The sequence below is a fragment of the Streptomyces sp. NPDC001678 genome (assembly GCF_042892945.1).
GTDB lineage: Bacteria > Actinomycetota > Actinomycetes > Streptomycetales > Streptomycetaceae > Streptomyces.
The window spans coordinates 109,886-130,010 of sequence record NZ_JBIAUP010000003.1 but is presented as its reverse complement, the minus strand read 5'-3'; the positions used below and the strand labels follow the sequence as shown (position 1 = coordinate 130,010).

The window sequence follows — 20,125 nt, the reverse complement described above, 5'->3', positions numbered from 1 at the left end:
ATGCCCGAAAACACCGAATCCCTCACCGTCGAGCAGATCCGCGACTGGTTCACCGAGCGCGTCGCCTTCTACCTGGAGCGTCCGCAGGACGAGGTCGACCCCGACGCCAAGCTCGTGGAGCTCGGCCTGGACTCGGTCTACGCGCTGACCATCTGCGGCGACATCGAGGACCACTTCGGCTTCGACGTCGAGCCGACGGTGACCTGGGACCACCCCACCGTGAACGCGATGGCGGGGTACCTCCACACCCAGGTCACGGCGAGCCGATGACCGAGACCCTTCCCTTGTCGGCCGGCCAGGAGGCCATGTGGTTCCTCAACCGGCTGGCTCCCGACAGCGCGGCGTACAACGTGGTCATGGCGTTGCGCGCCCGGGGACCGCTCGATCTCGCCGTGCTGGGCCGGGCGCTGGACGCCGTCGTGGACCGGCACCCGATCCTGCGCTCCCGCTTCGCCGACGTCGCCGGAGCGCCCCGGATGTTCCCGGGCGCGGCTCCCGCGGTGCGGCTGGAGGTGCGTGAGGCCGCCGGGAGCGGCGAGGCGCGGCTCCGCGAGCTCGTCGCCGAGGCCGGCTCCGCCCCGTTCGACATGGCGGGGGAAGGTGTCTTCCGGTTCGTGGTCCTGCGTACCGGTCCCGAGGACGCGGTGCTGGTGTGCGCGGCGCACCACCTGGTGACCGACGCCGTCGCCCAGGGGGTCGTGCTGCGCGAACTGCTGGAGGCCTACCGCGCGTTCGGGTGCGGGGAGTCGCCGCAGTGGCCGCAGGAGCCCGTTCCCTTCGCCGAGTTCGTCGCGGAGGAACGGGAGCTGCTCGCGTCGGACAGGGCCGCCGAGTTCGAGGAGTACTGGCGGGGCGTGTGCGCGGGGGCGCCGTACGTCCTGGAGCTCCCGGCGGACCGGCCCCGGCCCGCGCGCGCGGACTACACGGGCGCCAGCTACGAGGTGACCGTTCCGGAGCGGGTCCGGGAGAAGGTGCGCGCCGGCGCGGCCGAGGCGGGTACGACCCCCTTCAGCCTGCTGCTGGCCGGTTTCCAGGCGCTGCTCCACCGGTACACCGGCGAGGGCGACTTCCTGATCGGCATGCCGACCACGACCAGGCTGTCCAGGCGATCGCGTGCCGTGGTGGGGTGCTTCGTCAACACCGTCGTCGTGCGGGCCGGTGTGGGCGGCTCGTCCACGCTGCCGGAGCTGGCGGGCAAGGCGCAGCGCCAGGTGAGGGAGGGCATGGGCCGGGCGGCCTACCCCTTCTCCCATCTGACGAGGGCCCTGGGGGTGCCGCGGGAGACCGGCAGGTCGCCGCTGGTGCAGGTCACGTTCACCATGGTCGCGGCCGGCCGGTCCGAACCGCTGATGGAGGTGCTCGCCGAGGGCGAGGAGTCCGGCCGGGAGCTGGAGCTGGCGGGGCTGCGGCTGTCCGCGTTCGACGTGCCCCAGCAGGAGGGCCAGTTCGACCTCGCCGTCGAGCTCCTGCAGACCTCCCACTCCCTGAAGGCGGTCTTCCGCTATCGCGCCGACCTCTACGACGCGGCGACGATCGAGCGCCTGGCCGAGCACTATCTGCGGCTCGTCGAGGCCGGTGTGGACGAGCCCGGGACCCCGGTGCGCCGGCTGTCCCTCGTGGACCGTTCGGAACGCGACCGGATTCTGGCGCTCGGACTCGGGGCGATGCCCTGAAAAGACCCTGCCGAATATCTGTCTCATAGCGAACTTATAGGGCTCGCGCGGACCATTGAATTTGCGCGTGACTGAAAGAGAAGGCATGACTGAGCAGGCTTTTCCGGGAATTCTGGCGACGATCGGTGACACTCCCCTCGTCCACTTGAAGAGATATCTTCCGGATTCTCGTTTCCGGGTGTTCGCGAAGATGGAACGCTTCAACCCGGGTGGCAGTATCAAGGACCGTTCGGCGCTGAGCATGATCCTGGGGAAGCTCCGGACCGGCACGCTGGTGCCCGGCCGCTCGACTGTCGTCGAGTCCAGCTCCGGGAATCTCGCCATCGGCATCGCCCAGATCTGCCGGTACTTCGGGCTGCGCTTCATCTGCGTGGTGGACGCCAGGACGACCAGCCAGAACCTGGCGATGCTGCGGGCCCTGCGGGCCGAGGTCGAGGTCGTCACCGACGCGGACGCCCCCGACGGCAACTTCCTGCCCGTGCGCAAGCGCCGGGTCAAGGAGCTCGTCGAGCGGATACCGGACGCGTACTCGCCCGACCAGTACTCGAACCCGCTGAACCCGAGTGCCCACGTGGAGACCATGCGGGAGATCACCGAGGCCCTGGACGGCCGGGTGGACTACCTCTTCTGCGCGGCGAGCACCTGCGGGACGCTGCGCGGATGCGCCGAGTACGTCCGGCGGACCGGCATGTCCACGGCCGTCGTCGCGGTGGACGCCGTCGGCAGCGCCATCTTCGGCGACACCCCGCGGCGCAGGCTGCTGCCCGGGCACGGGGCCTCCGTCCGGCCCGCCCTGTGGACGCCGGACGCCGCGGACGAGGTCGTCCATGTGACCGACATGGACTGTGTCGTCGCCTGCCGGAAGCTGGCCGACCGGGAGGCGATCCTGGCCGGCGGTTCCTCGGGGGCGGTGCTCGCCGCCCTGGAGACGATGACCGACCGCATTCCCGACGGCGCCAATGTCGCGGTCGTTCTCGCGGACGGCGGCGACCGTTATCTGGACACGATCTATTCCGATGACTGGGTCGCCCAGAACTTCGGTGAAATATCCCATCTCTGGAAGGAGCATCCGGTCATGTCCGACGCCTGGCTGGAATCCGCAGAGGCCACGGTTGGAGCGGGCCTGTGCTGATCATTCGCAATGGTGACGTCCGGCAGGTGCTGAACGGCAGCGAGGCCGAGACGATCGACGTCGTCCGGGACTCCTACCGGCTGCACGACGAGATGCGCACCGCCGTGCCCCACTCCATCTTCCTGCGGTTCCCCGACAGCCCGCGGGACCGGATCATCGGCCTCCCGGCCTACCGGGGCGGTGACGAGCCGGTGGCGGGTATGAAGTGGATCGCCTCCTTCCCGAAGAACATCGAATCCGGCATCGAGCGCGCCAGCGCGACGGTCCTGCTCAACTCCATGGAGACGGGACGCCCCGTGGCCATGGTGGAGGGCTCCGTCATTTCCGCCCGGCGCACCGCCGCCAGCGCGGCCCTCGCCGCCACCCTGATGGCCGGGGAGACGGCCCCGACGGGCGTCACCCTCGTCGGCTGCGGCGTCATCAACTTCGAGGTGCTGCGCTTCCTGACGGTCGCCTTCCCCGGCCTGTCCCGCGTGACGGTGTTCGACATGGACCCGGCGCGCGCCGAGGGCTTCACGGCGCGGTGCGCCGAACTGCTCCCGGACGGCGCCTTCGAGGTCGCCGGAACCCTCGAACAGGCCATGGGGGCCCACGACCTGGTCTCGCTGGCCACGACGGCGGCCGAGCCGTACACGGACCTGAGCCACTGCCGGCCCGGGAGCGTCGTCCTCAACGTCTCCCTGCGCGACCTGACCCCCGAGTCGGTCCTCGCCGCGCAGAACGTGGTGGACGACCCGGATCACGTCTGCCGTGAGAAGACCTCCCTCCACCTGGCCCAGGAACTCGCCGGTGACCGCGGCTTCATCGACGCCACCATCGGTCAGCTCATCCGCGGCACCGTGACGCTGGAGCGGGACCCGGACAAGGTGCGGGTCTTCTCCCCGTTCGGCCTGGGCGTCCTGGACATCGCCCTGGCCGAGTTCGTCCGTACCCGCGCCGAGAGCGCCGGCCTGGGCCTGAAGGTCGAGGACTTCCTGCCCGGCCCGTCGGCCCCGGCCGACCGCTGACCCGTACATCCACGCGGCACCGACCGCTGAGAAGGAGCACACATGTCCGACGAGCAGCAGGACCTCCGGTACCAGGTGGTCCTCAACGACGAAGAGCAGTACTCGATCTGGGCGGCCGACCGCGAGCTGCCCGCCGGCTGGCGTGCCGAGGGCACCACGGGCACCCGTGAGGAGTGCCTCACCCGGATCAACGAGGTCTGGGTCGACATGCGCCCGCTGAGCCTGCGCTCGCGCACGCAGGACCGTTCCGCCGCCTGACCCCCCGGTCGTGCCCGCTCCCCGCCGGGCCGTGTCCTCGCGGACACGGCCCGGCGGAGTCGGCACGGCCCCCTCGCGTCCCCCAGTCGCACACCCCGCGCGCCCCACGCGCCACCCACACCCCCGGCAGCGGTGCCGTGGGTCCGCTGACACAAGGAGTAGTCGTGAACGCCCAGCCGCGGTCGGATGCCTCGCCCGATGCCCGCGCCGGTGGCCCGGCCGCGGCCGGTCGTCTTCTGCCCGAGCTCATCTCGCTCCAGGCCGCCGAGACCCCCGAGGCCACGGCCCTGATCGCGGGGGAGCGCCGGATCTCCTACCGCGAGCTCGACGAGCGGGCCAACCGGGTCGCCCACTTCCTCGCCGGACGGGGCGCGGGCCCCGAGGCGCTCGTCGGCGTCTGCCTGAACCGTGGCGTCGACCTGGTGGCCGCCCTGCTGGGCGTGTGGAAGTCGGGCGCCGCCTATGTGCCGCTGGACCCCGCCCACCCCGCGGACCGGCTCGCCTGGGTGCTCGGGGACACCGCCGGCCGCCTGGTGCTGACCGAGTCGTCGCTGACCGGCCTCTTCACCGGGACGGACGCCGAGGTCGTGGCCCTCGACACCGCGGACGACCTCCTCGCCTCGCTGCCCGGCACGGCTCCCGAGGTGACGCTCAGCCCGGACGGCGCCGCCTACGCGATCTACACCTCCGGTTCCACCGGGCGCCCCAAGGGCGTCGTCATCGGCCACGGCGGCATCGCCAACCGGGTGCTGTGGACCGTGGGGGAGCACCGCCTGTCCGCCGCGGACCGGGTGCTGCAGAAGACCTCGCTGAGCTTCGACGCCGCCGGCTGGGAGATCTTCGCCCCGCTGGTGAGCGGCGGCACCGTCGTCCTCGCGCCGGTGGGCGCCGAGCGCGACCCCGCGGCCCTGGTGCGGGCGGTGGCCGACCACGACGTCACCGTGCTGCAGGTGGTGCCCTCGGTGCTGCGGCTCCTGGTGGAGGCGCCCGGCTGGGACCGCTGCTCGGCCCTGCGCCTGGTGTTCTCGGCGGGCGAGCCGCTGCACGCCGAGCTCTGCCACCGTCTGCTGGCCCTGGCCGACGTGGAGGTGTGGAACACCTACGGGCCCACCGAATGCTCCATCGACGTCACGGCACTGCGCTTCGACCCGGCACAGCAGGCGGGCCCCGTCTCCATCGGCCGGCCGCTGGACAACATGCGCGTGCTGATCCTCGACGAGGAGGGCGAGCCCGCTCCCTTCGGCGTCCCCGGCGAACTGCACGTCGGCGGCGTGGGCGTGGCCCGCGGCTACCTGGGGCGCCCCGGCCTGACCGCCGAGACCTTCGTCCCCGACCCCTACGGTCCCGCCGGCTCGCGGCTGTACCGCACGGGCGACCGCGCCCGCTGGCGGCCGGACGGCACCCTCGAGTACCTGGGCCGGCTCGACCACCAGGTGAAGGTCAACGGCGTGCGCATCGAGCCCGGCGAGGTGGAGGCCGCGCTGGCGGCCCACCCGCGCGTGCGCGGCGCGGTGGCGGCGGCCTTCACGGACCGGGACGGCGCCGCCCGCCTCGCCGCGTACGTCCTCGGCCGCGACGGCGCGATCGACGCCGGGGAACTGCGCGGCTTCCTCCGCGACCGGCTGCCCGACCACCTGGTCCCGTCGGTCTTCGTCGAGGTCGACGCCTTCCCGCTGACCACCAGCGGCAAGGTGGACCGCAAGGCGCTGCCCGCCCCCGACCCGGCCGCGCACGCCGGGCGCCCGGCGCACGTGGCACCGCGCGACGAGGCCGAACGGACCGTCGCCCGCGTCTGGCGCGAGCTGCTGGGCACGGAGACCGTGGGCGCGCACGACGATTTCTTCCAGCTGGGCGGCCACTCCCTGCTGCTCGCCAGGCTGGCCGCCGAACTGGGCGCGGTGGCCGGTGCGGTGATCCCGCTGGCGGAGCTCTTCGCCGCGTCGACCGTCGAGGCCCAGGCCCGGCTGCTGACGGCCGAGCGCGACGAGGTGCCGCCGGTGGTGCCGGTCGAGAGGACCGGCCGGATGCCGCTGTCGCACGGGCAGCACCGGCTGTGGTTCGTCGACCGGATGAACCCCGGCAGCCCCGAGTACGTGGTCCCCCTGCTGCTGCGGGTGGCCCCCGGCACCGAGGCCGACGACGTACGCCGGGCTCTGGAGACCCTCGCCGCCCGGCATGAGGTCCTGCGCACCCGCTATGTGACCGAGGACGGAGAGCCGTACCAGGTCGTCGACGCCCCCGGCCCCGTGGAACTGGCCTCGCTCGACGCCCCGTCGGAGGAGCTGTCCGGCCTGGTCGGCACGGAGATCGCCCGCGGCTTCGACCTGGAGCGCGGACCGGTCTGGCGCGCCGCCCTCGTCAGCACCCCCTCCGGCGGCCGCGCGGTCATCCTCACCATGCACCACATCGCCTGTGACGGCTGGTCGTCCGTCGTCCTGGAGCGCGAGTTCCGCGAGCTGCTGGCCGCACACGCCGCCGGCCGTCCCGCCGAGCTGCCCGAACCGGCCGTCCAGTACGCCGACTTCGCCGCGTGGCAGCGCGCACTGCTGACCGACGAGAAGGCCGAACGACACCTGGCCCACTGGCGCACCGCCCTCGACGGGCTCGCCCCCCAGGAGTTCCCGACCGACCGGCCGCGCGCCGCCGTCCGGGACCCGCAGGGCGCCGCGGTCACCTTCACCGTGGCTCCCGAGGTGGCGCGCACGGTACTGGAGCTGGGCCGCCGCCACCGCGCCACCCCGTTCGTGACCGTGCTGACCGCCCTCAGCACCCTGGCCGCCCGCCACAGCGGCCAGTGGGACGTCGCCATCGGCACCCCCGTGGCCGGACGCGACCGGCCCGAGGTCGCCGGTACCGTCGGCTTCTTCCTCAACTCCCTGGTGCTGCGCCCCCGGCTGACCGGCGACCTCTCCTTCGAGGACGCCCTCGACCGGGTCCGGGAGACCTGCGTGTCCGCGTTCGCGCACCAGGACCTGCCCTTCCAGCGCGTCGTCGACGAGACGCAGCCCGAACGGGACCTCTCGCGCACCCCGCTCTACCAGATCGCCCTCGACCTCCACGACGAGGGCCTGACCGGAGTCGCGGCCGACACCGACGAGCTCGGCACCTTCCTCGACGCCTGGTGGACCGCCCACACCGACCTGACGCTCTACATCCGCCAGGGCGCCGACGGCTCCCTGACCGGCGTCCTGGAGTACGCCACGGCGCTGTTCGACGCGACGACCGCGGAGCGGCTCACCCGGCACCTGGTCCGGCTCCTGGAGTCCGCGGCCGCCGACCCGGCGGCCCGGCTGGACTCGCTCGACATCCTGACCGCCGCCGAGCGGACGCAGCTGCTGACCGAGTGGAACGACACGGCCTCGGCGGAGCCCGCCGCCTGCGTCCACGAGCTCTTCGAGGCCCAGGCGCGCACGACCCCCGACGCGGTGGCCGTCCGGCACGCCGACGGCCGGCAGACCTACGCCGAGCTGGACGAGCGCGCCAACCGGTTCGCCCACCACCTGCGCGAGCTGGGCGTCGGACCGGAGTCCGTCGTCGGCGTCCTCCTGGACCGCGGCCCGGACCTGCTGGCCTGCCTCCTGGGCGTGTGGAAGGCCGGCGGCGCCTATGTGCCGCTGGACCCGGCCCACCCCGCCGACCGGCTCGGCTACATGCTCGAGAACGCCGGAGCCCGCCTGGTGGTCACCGAGCGACGCCACACCGCGCTGCTCGCCGACGCCGGCCGGGACACGAGCCCGCTCGTCCTGGAGGACGAGGCCGAGGCCCTGGCGGCCCGGCCGCACACCGCTCCCGGCGTGGCCGCCGACCCGGACCGGATCGCCTACGTCATCTACACCTCCGGCTCCACCGGCCGCCCCAAGGGCGTCGCGGTGCCGCACCGGGGCCTCGCCAACCACCTGGTCTGGGCCGCCGGCGAGTGCGCCCGGGGAGGCACCGGCGGCGCGCCCGTCTTCTCGTCCATCGCCTTCGACCTGCCCGTGCCCAACCTCTACGCGCCCCTGCTCATCGGGCAGCCGGTCCACCTGCTGCCGCGGGACTTCGCACCCGAGGAGCTCGGCCGGCTGCTCGTCGAGTCCGGCCCCTACGGCCTGATCAAGATGACGCCGGGCCACCTCGAGATGCTCCACCACCAGCTCGGCCACGAGCGCGTGCCCGGCCTCGCCGGGACCGTCATCGTGGCGGGCGAGGCGCTCACCGGCCGTACGGCCAACCACGGCCTGGAGCTGTTCGGGGACGTCCGCCTGATCAACGAGTACGGGCCGACGGAAGGCTCCGTCGGCAGCTCCGTCCACGTGATCGACGGCCCCCAGCACCGGGAGATCGTGCCCATCGGCACCCCGCTGCCCGGCGTCACCCTCTACGTGCTCGACGAGTGGATGAGGCCGCTTCCGGTCGGCGTCGCCGGAGAGCTCTACGTCGGCGGGACCGGCGTGGCACGCGGCTACGTCAACGCGCCCGACCGCACCGCCGAGAGTTTCCTCCCCGACCCCTTCGGCCCGCCCGGCTCCCGGCTGTACCGCACGGGAGACCTGGTGCGGCTGCTGCCCACCGGCGACATCGACTTCCTCGGCCGGATCGACACCCAGATCAAGGTGCGCGGCTACCGGATCGAGCCCGGGGAGATCCAGGCCGTGCTCACCGAGCACCCCGGCGTCCGGGAAGCGGTCGTGGTGGCCCACGAATCGCAGCCGGGCGAGAAGGAGCTCGTCGCCTACTGCGTGCCGGCCGGCGCGACCCTGCCGGGCACGGAGGAACTGGCGGACCACGGCAGGCTCCGGCTGCCCGAGTACATGGTCCCCGGCGTCTACATCGAGCTGGAGACCATCCCGCTCAACCGCAACGGAAAGGTCGACCGGGCGGCGCTACCGGCCCCCGACCGCTCCGAGCTCGTCGCGGCGCGGGGCTTCGTCGCCCCGCGCACCACGGCCGAGGAGATGGTCGCCGAGATCTGGACCGAACTGCTGGGCGTCGAGGCCGGAGTGCACAACGACTTCTTCCAGCTGGGCGGCCACTCGATCCTCGCCATCAAGCTGATCGCCCGCATCCAGCAGGAATTCGACGTCACCCTGCCCGCCAGGACCGTCTTCGAAGGACCCACGATCGCCCAGCTGGCGGCGGCCGTGGAAGCACAGATCCGGGCGGAACTCGCCCGACTCTCCGACTCCGCCCCCGAGGCGGACTCCACGGCGCAGAAGGGGCACGGGGCCTGACCATGGGACAGCACGACAACGAACGACCGGTCGCCGACGACCTCCGGGCCGAACTCCTGCGGCGCCGCGCCGCGGCCCGCAAGGCGCGCGGCGGCGACGGCATCCCCAAGGCCGACCGCGAGGGCCCGCTGCCCCTGTCCTCCGGACAGCAGCAGATGTGGTTCCTCAGCCAGCTGGAGCCGGACAGCCCCGAATACCTCGTACCGCTGATCCTGCGGATGCGGGGGACGCTCGACGCCGACGCGCTCGGCCTGGCCTGGCAGCACCTCGCCGACCGGCACGAGATCCTGCGGACCCGCTACGAGCTGCGGGACAACGAGCCCGTCCAGCTCGTCGGCACCGGCCCCCGGGCCGATCTCGCCCGCACGGACCTCACCGGACTGCCGGCGGACGAACGCGAGCGCGAGGCGTTCGAGCTGGCGGAGCGGGACGCGGTCACGCCCTTCGACCTGCTGCGCGAGAACCCGGTGCGGGCCCGGCTGCTGCGCCTCGCCGACGACGACCACCTGCTGGTCGTGGTCCTGCACCACATCGCCTGCGACGCCTGGTCCCAGGACGTCATCGCCCGTGACCTGGGCGCCCTGTACCGCCGGGCGCTCGACCCCGCGGCGCCCGCGCCGGAGCCGCTGCCGCTGCAGTACGCCGACTACGCGGCCTGGGAGCGCGGCCGGCTCGCCGGTCCCGCCACGGACGCCCACATCGCCCACTGGCGCGACCGGCTCGACGGCATCGCCCCCCTCGACCTGCCCACCGACCGGCCCCGGCCGGCCGTGCGCACCGGCGAGGGCGCGGCCGTCGGCTTCGCCCTGCCCGCCGAGGTGGCGGAGCGGCTGCGTGCCATCGGGCGTGCGCAGGGCGCGACGCCGTTCATGGTGCTGCTGGCGGGCTACCAGGCCCTGCTGTCGCGCTACACCGGGAAGAACGACATCGCCGTGGGCACGGTGGTCTCCGGACGCAACCGCCCCGAGCTCCAGCAGCTCGTCGGCCATGCGATCAACAGCCTCGTCATGCGGGCCCGATGGAGCGGCGACCCCGCCTTCACCGAGCTGCTGACGGGGGTGCGCGACACGGTCCTGGAGTCCTTCGACCACCAGGAGCTGCCCTTCGCCCGTCTGGTGGACGAGCTCCAGCCCGAGCGCGACCTGTCGAGCACCCCGCTCTTCCAGGCCGCGTTCACCATGCACGACACCACGTCCACGACCTACGAGCTGCCGGGCGTGACCGTCGAGCGGGTCCAACTGGCGTGGCGGGTAGCGAAGTTCGACATCACGCTGCAGGCCTCCGAGCTCGCGGACGGCTCGCTGGGCTGCCAGCTGGAGTACGCCACTGCGCTCTTCGACCGTTCGACCGTGGAGCGGTTCGCCGAGCAGTACGTCCGGTTCCTGACCGCCGTGGCCGACGCGCCCGGCACCCCCGTCTCCCGTGTGGAGATCCTCTCGCCGGCCGAGCGGGAGCTGCTGATCAGCGGCCGCCCGGCCGGCGCGGCCGACGGCGAGCCCCCTGTCGTGCCCACCCGGTGTGTGCATGAGGTGTTCGAGGAGCGTGCCGCTGCTGATCCGGATGCGGTGGCGGTTGTTTTCGAGGGTGTTGAGCTTTCTTATGGTGAGCTGAACGCCCGGGCGAACCGTATCGCGCACCGTCTGCGGGGTATGGGGGTTGGTCCTGAGGATCTGGTGGGTGTGTGCCTGGAGCGTGGTATCGAGTTGATGCCGGCGTTGCTGGGTGTGCTGAAGGCGGGTGCGGGATATCTGCCTTTGGATCCGTCGAATCCTGCTGATCGTCTTGGTTTTATGCTGGCGGACGCGGGTGCGGGTGTTGTCCTGACGGAGTCGGGTCAGGTGGAGATGCTGGGGGGCATCTTCGATGGCGCGGTGGTGGTTCTGGATCGTGACCGGGACGTGCTGGCGGGTGAGTCGGCTGAGAATCCTGGGGTGTTGGCGGGTCCGGAGTCGCTGATCTATGTGATTTACACGTCGGGTTCGACGGGCCGGCCTAAGGGTGTGTGTCTGTCGCACGCGAATGTGCTGCGGCTTTTGACGTCGGCTGAGCGGCATTACGCGTTCGGTGCGTCGGATGTGTGGCCGTTGTTCCACTCGTACGCGTTCGATGTGTCGGTGTGGGAGATGTGGGGTGCTCTTCTTTACGGCGGGCGCCTTGTGGTGGTGCCTTTCGGGGTGTCGCGTTCTCCTGAGGAGTTCCTCGATCTGCTGGTCGAGCATCGGGTGACGGTGCTGAATCAGACGCCGACGGCGTTCCGTCAGCTGGTCGCGGCCGCCGCCGACGGCGACTCCCGCGTCGACCAACTCGACCTTCGGGCTGTGGTGTTCGCTGGTGAGCGGCTGGACGTTCCGGAGCTTGCTCCTTGGGTGGAGCGTCTGGGGCTGGACCGGCCGGTGCTGGTGAACATGTACGGCATCACCGAGACCACCGTCCACACCACCTACTACCGGGTCACGGACTCCGACCTCCTCCCCGGGGCGGGCAACCCGGTCGGTTACCCCTTGGCCGACCTGCGGGTCTACCTGATCGACAAGAACGGCAACCTCGCGCCTGTCGGTGTGCCCGGTGAGATCCACGTCGGTGGCCCGGGTGTCGCCCGTGGGTATCTCAACCGTCCCGATCTCACCGCCGAGCGGTTCGTGCCCGATCCCTTCGGCCCCGCCGGCTCGCGGATGTACCGCAGTGGTGACCTCGCTCGTCGTCTGGCGGACGGCAGCCTGGAGTTCCTGGGCCGTATCGACCACCAGGTCAAGATCCGTGGATTCCGTGTCGAGCTGGGCGAGATCGAGGCCGCGCTGGCCGGGCATGCGCTGGTGCGGGACGCCGTGGTGATCGTCCGCGAGGACACCCCCGGTGACAAGCAGCTCGTCGCCTATGTGGTGCCTGTCGAGGGCGAGGGTCCCGAGCCGGGTGAGCTGCGGACGCTGCTGTCCGCGTCGCTTCCGGCGTACATGGTCCCGTCGGCGTTCGTGACGCTGGAGCGGCTGCCGCTGACGACCAACGGCAAGCTCGACCGGCGCGCCCTGCCGGCTCCCGACCGGGCCGCCCTCGGCTCCCAGGCGGCCTTCGTCGCCCCCCGCACCGAGGCCGAGGAACACGTCGCCGCCGTATGGCGCGACGTGCTCGGGCTGGACGAGGTCGGCGTCGAGGAAGGCTTCTTCACCGTCGGCGGCGACTCCATCCGCGCCGTCGCCGTGGTGGGCGCCCTGCGCGAAGCCGGCTACGACGTCGCCGTCCGCGACGTCTTCGAGCACCAGACGATCGCCCGCCTCTGCGAGGTGCTCACCGGCAAGCCCGCCCCGGCCGTCGCCACCACCACGGTGGAGCCGTTCTCGATGCTCGCGTCCGAGGACGCGGGCCGTCTGCCCGAGGGCCTCGTCGACGCCTACCCGCTGTCGCAGATCCAGCTCGGCATGGTCGTCGAGATGCTCGCCGGAACGGGCGAGAACATCTACCACAACGTGACGTCCTTCAGCGTCCGCGACGACAAGCCCTTCGACGCGGCGGCCCTGGAGGCCGCGACGCGCGTCATCGTGGAGCGCCACGACGTCCTGCGCACCTCCATCCACCTGACCTCGTACTCGCGGCCCCTCCAGTTGGTCCACGCCACCGCCGCCATGCCGGTCGGCGTCCGCGACCTCCGTCACCTGGACACGGAGGAGCAGCAGGAGGCCATGCACGCGTTCACGGCGCGGGAGCGCTCCGAGCTCTTCGACCTCGAACGCGCGCCGCTGCTCCGTGCCTTCGCGCACGTCACCGGCGAGACCACGTGGTGGCTGTCGCTCACCGAGTGCCACGCGATCCTCGAGGGCTGGAGCTACCACTCCCTGCTGATGGAGCTGCTCGCCGTCTACCGCAGGCTGCGCGACGGCGACGCCCCCGAGCCGGTGGAGCCCGCCGCCGTGCGCTACGCGGACTTCATCGCCGCCGAGCAGGCGTCGCTGGCGTCGGAGGAGGACCCCGCCTACTGGGCCGGCATCGTGGCCGGGCACGCCCGGTTCGAACTGCCGGCGGGCTGGGGCGACAAGCGCTCGGAGCGCGAGAACTTCCGGAGCCGGGTGCCGTTCCTGGACCTCGAGGAGCCGCTGCGCGCGCTGGCGCTCCGGGCGAACGCGTCGCTGAAGAGCGTGCTGCACGCCGCGCACCTGAAGGTGATGAGCATGCTGACCGGTGAGGAGGCGTTCTTCACCGGCCTGGTCTGCGACGCGCGACCGGAGGCGCTGGGCGCGGACCGGGTGTACGGCATGTTCCTGAACACCGTGCCGTTCGCGATCGACCGGGATGCCCGCACCTGGCGTGAGCTGGTCGAGAAGGTCTTCGCACGCGAGGTCGAGCTGTGGCCGCACCGGAGCCACCCGCTCCCGGCCATCCAGCGCGCCGCCGGTGGCGAGCGCCTGATCGACGTGTTCTTCAACTACCAGGACTTCCACGTCGTCGACACCGACCTCATCGACTTCCACGCGAGCATCGACGACAGTCCCAACGAGTTCGGCCTGCACATCGCCACGCTCGGCGGGCACATCACGCTCATCACCAACACCCATGTCCTGAGCCGCGAGAACGCCGATCGCATGGCGAACCTCTACCGCTCCGTCCTGGAGGCGATGGCTGCCGACCCCGAAGGCGACGCCACCGCCCACCCCCTGCCGGAGGCGGAGCTCCGCGTCCTGCTGGCCGATGTGGACAACGCCGCCGGTGACCCGGTCACCCGGTGTGTGCATGAGGTGTTCGAGGAGCGTGCCGCTGCTGATCCGGATGCGGTGGCGGTTGTTTTCGAGGGTGTTGAGCTTTCGTATGGTGAGCTGAACGCTCGGGCGAACCGTATCGCGCATCATCTGCGGGGTATGGGGGTTGGTCCTGAGGATCTGGTGGGTGTGTGCCTGGAGCGTGGCATCGAGTTGATGCCGGCGCTGCTGGGTGTTTTGAAGGCGGGTGCTGGGTATCTGCCGTTGGATCCGTCGAATCCTGCTGATCGTCTTGGTTTTATGCTGGCGGACGCGGGTGCGGGTGTTGTTCTGACGGAGTCGGGTCAGGTGGAGATGCTGGGGGGCATCTTCGATGGCGCGGTGGTGGTTCTGGATCGTGACCGGGATGTGCTGGCGGGTGAGTCGGCTGAGAATCCTGGGGTGTTGGCGGGTCCGGAGTCGCTGATCTATGTGATTTACACGTCGGGTTCGACGGGCCGGCCTAAGGGTGTGTGTCTGTCGCACGCGAATGTGCTGCGGCTTTTGACGTCGGCTGAGCGGCATTACGCGTTCGGTGCGTCGGATGTGTGGCCGTTGTTCCACTCGTACGCGTTCGATGTGTCGGTGTGGGAGATGTGGGGTGCTCTTCTTTACGGCGGGCGCCTTGTGGTGGTGCCTTTCGGGGTGTCGCGTTCTCCTGAGGAGTTCCTCGATCTGCTGGTCGAGCATCGGGTGACGGTGCTGAATCAGACGCCGACGGCGTTCCGTCAGCTGGTCGCGGCCGCTGCCGACGGCGACTCCCGAGTCGACCAACTCGAGCTTCGGGCTGTGGTGTTCGCTGGTGAGCGGCTGGACGTTCCGGAGCTTGCTCCTTGGGTGGAGCGTCTGGGGCTGGACCGGCCGGTGCTGGTGAACATGTACGGCATCACCGAGACCACCGTCCACACCACCTACTACCGGGTGACCGAGGCGGACCTCGAGGTCGGCGCCGGCAACCCCGTCGGCCATCCCCTGGCCGACCTGCGGGTCTACCTCCTGGACCGGCGCGGCAACCTCGCCCCCGTCGGCGTGCCCGGCGAGATCCACGTTGGCGGCCCGGGCGTGGCCCGTGGTTACCTCAACCGTCCCGATCTCACCGCCGAGCGGTTCGTGCCCGATCCCTTCGGCCCCGCCGGCTCGCGGATGTACCGCAGTGGCGACCTCGCGCGTCGGCTCCCCGACGGCAGCCTGGAGTTCCTGGGCCGTATCGACCACCAGGTCAAGATCCGTGGATTCCGTGTCGAGCTCGGTGAGATCGAGGCCGCGCTGGCCGCTCACGCGCTGGTGCGCGACGCCGTGGTGATCGTCCGCGAGGACACCCCCGGTGACAAGCAGCTCGTCGCCTATCTCGTCCCGTTCGAGGGCCAGGCCCCCGAACCCGCCGAGCTGCGGACGCTGCTGTCCGCGTCCCTGCCCGCCTACATGGTCCCGTCTGCCTTCGTGACGCTGGAGCGGCTGCCCCTGACGACCAACGGCAAGCTCGACCGGCGCGCCCTCCCCGCACCCGACCAGAGCGCCCTCGGCTCCCAGGCGACCTACGTCGCCCCCCGCACCGAGGCCGAGGAGCGCATCGCCGCCGTGTGGTGCGACATCCTCGGGCTGGAGCAGGTCGGCGTCGAGGAGCCGTTCTTCACCGTCGGCGGCGACTCCATCCGTGCCGTCGCCCTCGTCGGCGCCCTGCGCGACGCCGGCTACGACGTCACGGTCCGCGACGTCTTCGAGCGGCACACCGTGGCCGGACTCGCGGCCGTCGCCGAGGTGTCCGCCGCACCGGCCGCCCCCGTCCGGTCCGTGGCCCCGTTCGAGCTGCTCGACGCGGAGACCCGGGCGGCCCTGCCCGAGGGCCTGGCGGACGCCTATCCGCTGTCGCAGATCCAGCTCGGCATGCTGCTGGAGATGTTCGCGGACACCGAGGAGAACCGCTACCACAACGTCTCGCTCTTCCGGGTGCGTGACGACAGGCCCTTCGCGCCCCGCGCGCTGCAGGAGGCCGTCCGTACCGTGGTCGAGCGGCACGAGGTGCTGCGCACCTCCATCGACCTGGAGAGCTTCGCCGTCCCGGTCCAGCTCGTCCACGGTGCGGCCAGGCTGCCCGTCCAGGTGCGCGACCTGCGCCACCTGGAGCCGGAGGAGCAGGACGAGGACCTGCGCGACTTCCTGCGCCGGGAGCGCGGCTCGCTGCTCGACCTGCGCAAGGCCCCGCTGCTGCGGGTCGGCGCGCAGATCCTGGGCGACGAGGACTGGGCCCTGTCCTTCACCGTCTGCCACGCGATCGTCGAGGGCTGGAGCTACCACTCCCTGCTCATGGAGCTGCTCGACTGCTACCGGGCCCTGCGTGACGGTGCCGGGCCGGAGGCGGTGGAGCCGCCGGCCGTGCGGTACGCGGACTTCGTCGCCGCCGAGCGGGCCTCGCTGGAGTCGGAGGAGGACCGCGCCTACTGGCAGGACGTCGTCGACCGGCACGCCCGGTTCGAGCTGCCCGCCGGCTGGGGCGACCCGGCGGCGCGCAACGAGAACTTCCGCCTCCAGGTGGCGTACCCCGACCTGGAGGAGCCGCTGCGCGACCTGGCGGCCCGCTCCCGGGCGTCCGTCAAGAGCGTGCTGCACGCCGCGCACCTGAAGGTGATGAGCATGCTGACCCGCGAAGAGGCGTTCTTCACGGGCCTGGTGTGCGACGCGCGCCCCGAGGCGCTCGGCGCCGACCGGGTGTACGGCATGTTCCTGAACACGGTCCCCTTCGGCTACGACCGCAGTGCGCGCACCTGGGGCGAGCTCGTCCAGCAGGTCTTCGCCCAGGAGACCCGGCTGTGGTCGCACCGGCGCCACCCGCTGCCGGCCATCCAGCGCCTCGCCGCCTCCCAGGACCGGCTGATCGACGTCTACTTCAACTACCAGGACTTCCACGTCGTCGACACCGACCTCATCGACGTCGACGCGAGCATGGGAGAGGGCACCAACGAGTTCGGCCTGACGGTGGCGGCCTCGCCCTCGGGGCTCACGCTGAACACCGGCACCCGCTCGCTGGGCCGGGCCGCCGCCGAACACCTCGGGCAGTTGTACCGCGCGGTCCTGGAGGCCATGGCCGCCGACGCGGACGGCGACGCCACCGGCAACCCGCTGCCCGCGGCCGACCGTGAGCTGCTGCTGACCGGGTGGAACGACACCGAGGTCGCCTGGCCGACGGCGGCGACGGCGCTGGAGGCCTTCGAGGAGCTGGCGCGCACCGCGCCGGACGCCCCGGCGGTCCTCGGATCCACCGGCGTCGACGTGGGGACGTGGCTGAGCTACGCCGAGCTGGACGCCCGGGCCGAACGCCTGGCCCGCCGCGTCCGCGCCCTGGGAGCCGGCCCCGAGTCGGTGGTGGGCGTCCTGCTGGAGCGGGGTCCGGACGCCCTCGCCACCCTGCTGGGCGTGTGGAAGGCCGGCGCGGCCTACCTCCCGCTCGACCCGGCGCTGCCGGACGAGCGCATCGGATTCATGCTCGCCGACGCCGGTGTGGCCGCCGTGGTCAGCCAGCGGGTCTTCGAGGCCCGGCTGAAGGCGCTGTACGGACGGGCCGTCGTCCTGCTGGACGGCGACGCCGACGCCCAGGAGACCCTGGACCCGGCGGCGCCGTGCGGGACCCACCCCGGCGGCCTGGCCTACGTGATCTACACCTCGGGCTCCACCGGGCGCCCCAAGGGCGTGGAGATCCCGCACGACAGGCTCGCCAACCTGCTGCACGCGATGCGCACGGAGCTGGACAGCGGCCCGGACCACGTCTGGCTGGCCCTGACCGCGCTCAGCTTCGACATCTCCGGCCTGGAGCTTTTCCTCCCGCTCACCACGGGCGGCCGGGTCGTCGTCGCGGCGGACGAGGAGGCCCGCGACGGACGGGCGCTGTCGCGCCTGATCGACGGCCACGGGGTCACCCATGTGCAGGCGACGCCCTCGGGCTGGCGCCTGATGCTCGAGTCGGGGTTCACGGACCGTCCCGTCACCGCCCTGGTGGGCGGCGAGGCGCTGCCGGTGCCGCTGGCCCGCGAGCTGCGCGGGCGGGTGCGCAGGCTGGTGAACGTCTACGGCCCGACGGAGACGACCATCTGGTCGTTGAGCTGGGACGTGCCGGAGAACACCGGTTCGGTGTCCATCGGCCGGCCGCTGGCCAACACCCGGCTGTACGTGCTGGACGCGGCGCTCCAGCCCGTTCCGGTGGGCGCGGTCGGCGAGCTGTGCGTCGGCGGCGACGGTGTGGCCCGCGGCTACCTCGGGCGGCCCGGCCTGACCGCGGAGCGGTTCGTCCCGGACGGCTTCGGCGGCCGGCCCGGGGGCCGGCTGTACCGCACCGGTGACCTGGTGCGCTACCGGCCCGACGGCCTGCTGGAGTTCCTGGGCCGGACCGACCACCAGGTGAAGGTCCGGGGCTACCGGATCGAGCTCGGCGAGGTCGAGTCGGCGCTGCTGCGCCACCCGGACGTCTCGGCCGCCGTGGTGACCGTCCGCGAGGACGGCCCGTCGGGCGCCTGGCTGGCCGGCTATCTGGTGCCCTCCGAAGGCCGCCACCCCCAGCCCGCCGACGTGCGGACCTTCCTGGCGGGGCAGCTTCCCCCGTACATGGTGCCGTCCGTGTTCGTCGTCCTGGACGAACTGCCGCTGTCCACCGCCGGCAAGGTCGACCGCCGCGCGCTGCCCGAGCCGCCGCACGCCGAGCTGCGGCTGGACACGGGATACACCGAGCCCGTCAGCCCGGCGGAGCGCGTGCTGGCCGGCATCTGGTGCCGGGTGCTGAAGGTGGAGAAGGTCGGCGGCGACGACAACTTCTTCGACCTCGGCGGGAATTCGCTGCTGATCACCGAGGTGATCTCGGGCGCCCGGGAGGCGGGCCTGCCGCTCACGCTGTGGATGCTCTACCAGCACCACACGCTCTCCGCGCTGGCAGCGGCGGCGGCCGAGGGGCTGGACGAGGCCGCGCTGCGGCGGCTGGCCGACGGGAGCCCGGCGGGCGCCCGGACCGCCTCCGGCACCCGGCCGGCCGTCCTTCCCTCGCCGCTGGCCACGATGGCCGGGCACCACGTGCCCGGTGCCGCCGTCGCCCTCGTCGCGGACGGGCAGGTGCGGGCCGTGGAGACCTACGGTGTGCTGGAGGCCGGCTCCGACGAGCCCGTCACGCCGGACACGCTGTTCCAGGTCGCCTCGATCAGCAAGCACGTGACCGCGCTGGGCGTCCTGGCCCTCGTCGGCCAGGGCCGCCTGGACCTGGACGAGGACATCCGCCACTACCTCACCGGCTGGCGGATGCCGGACACGGCCCCCGCCCCCCGGCGCACCGTGCGCCAGCTGCTCGGACACCTGGCGGGCCTCTCCGAGGGCCGGTACGAGGGCTACGAGCGCGGCGGCCCGGTGCCCACGCTCCAGGAGATCCTGGACGGCGCGGCCCCGGCGGTCACGGCACCGGTCCGCGGCGAACTGCCGCCGGGGACCGTCTTCCGCAAGTCGGGCAGCCACTACGCGGTCCTGGAACGGATCCTCACCGACGTCACCGGCGCGCCGCTGCCGGAGCTGATGAGGGACCTGGTGCTGGAGCCGCTGGGCATGACCGGCAGCAGCTTCGACCAGGCGTTCCCGGAGCGCTCGGGACGGCCCGTGGCGCGGGGCCACGACGAGAAGGGCGTGCGGGTCCCCGGCGGCTGGCGGGTCCACCCGGCGGCGGCCGCGACGGGCCTGTGGACGACCGCGGCCGACCTGGCCAAGGTGCTCCTGGAGGTCCAGCGCGCCCACCGCGGCGAGCCCACCGCGCTGCTGGACCGGGCGCTGACCGCCGAGCTGCTGGCGGCCCACCCCGGCAGCTTCTACGGGCTGGGCACCGTGGTCGACGACAGCACCCCCGACGTCATGGTGGGGCACGGCGGCGAGACCGTCGGCTACCGGGCCATGGCCTTCAGCCGCCTGCGGTCGGGTTCCGGGCTGGTCGTCCTCACCAACGGCGAGCAGGGCAAGGAGGTCGTGAAGTTCCTCGGCCGCGCCCTGGTCCACGACGACGAAGCGCCCGAGGGCGGAACGCTGGCCGACGACTGGATGCGCGGCGAGCTCCCGGCCCACCTCGGTCTGCACCACGGCTGACCGCCGCCCCTCGCCCTCCCGA

7 protein-coding genes are annotated in these 20,125 nt (G+C 72.3%); all 7 read left to right on the top strand.

Annotated features, from left to right (window positions below; genetic code table 11):
- Positions 1-270: an acyl carrier protein gene (locus ACFYZR_RS07330; RefSeq protein WP_391906368.1), complete on the top strand. Its 270-nt coding sequence runs from the start codon at positions 1-3 to the stop codon at positions 268-270.
- The gene (locus ACFYZR_RS07325; protein ID WP_391906366.1) at positions 267-1,673 is read left to right on the top strand and encodes a condensation domain-containing protein; all 1,407 of its coding nucleotides are present in this window, start codon (positions 267-269) and stop codon (positions 1,671-1,673) included. Before ACFYZR_RS07330 ends, ACFYZR_RS07325 begins: the two co-directional genes overlap by 4 nt.
- Positions 1,674-1,758: 85 nt before the next feature.
- A complete protein-coding gene (gene sbnA / locus ACFYZR_RS07320; RefSeq protein WP_391906363.1) occupies positions 1,759-2,805 on the top strand; it encodes a 2,3-diaminopropionate biosynthesis protein SbnA in 1,047 nt (348 codons plus the stop codon).
- Entirely contained in the window at positions 2,799-3,812 is a 1,014-nt protein-coding gene (sbnB, locus tag ACFYZR_RS07315; protein ID WP_391906360.1) for a 2,3-diaminopropionate biosynthesis protein SbnB, read from the top strand. Before sbnA ends, sbnB begins: the two co-directional genes overlap by 7 nt.
- Positions 3,813-3,854: 42 nt before the next feature.
- On the top strand, positions 3,855-4,070 hold the full coding sequence (locus ACFYZR_RS07310) for an MbtH family protein (protein WP_391906357.1): 216 nt from the start codon (positions 3,855-3,857) through the stop codon (positions 4,068-4,070).
- A gap of 164 nt (positions 4,071-4,234) precedes the next feature.
- Complete coding sequence (locus ACFYZR_RS07305) at positions 4,235-9,280, top strand: amino acid adenylation domain-containing protein (RefSeq protein ID WP_391906354.1); 5,046 nt, start codon at positions 4,235-4,237, stop codon at positions 9,278-9,280.
- Positions 9,281-9,282: 2 nt separating this feature from the next.
- Positions 9,283-20,103 carry an amino acid adenylation domain-containing protein gene (locus ACFYZR_RS07300; protein ID WP_391906352.1) on the top strand — a complete coding sequence of 3,607 codons (10,821 nt, stop codon included), beginning with the start codon at positions 9,283-9,285 and terminating at the stop codon, positions 20,101-20,103.
- Positions 20,104-20,125: the final 22 nt, after the last annotated feature.

Coding starts and splice junctions, on each gene's coding strand:
- ACFYZR_RS07325 (WP_391906366.1), top strand. CDS start 267: ATGACCGAGACCCTTCCCTTGTCGGCCGGCCAGGAGGCCATGTGGTTC.
- sbnA (WP_391906363.1), top strand. CDS start 1,759: ATGACTGAGCAGGCTTTTCCGGGAATTCTGGCGACGATCGGTGACACT.
- ACFYZR_RS07310 (WP_391906357.1), top strand. CDS start 3,855: ATGTCCGACGAGCAGCAGGACCTCCGGTACCAGGTGGTCCTCAACGAC.
- ACFYZR_RS07330 (WP_391906368.1), top strand. CDS start 1: ATGCCCGAAAACACCGAATCCCTCACCGTCGAGCAGATCCGCGACTGG.
- ACFYZR_RS07300 (WP_391906352.1), top strand. CDS start 9,283: ATGGGACAGCACGACAACGAACGACCGGTCGCCGACGACCTCCGGGCC.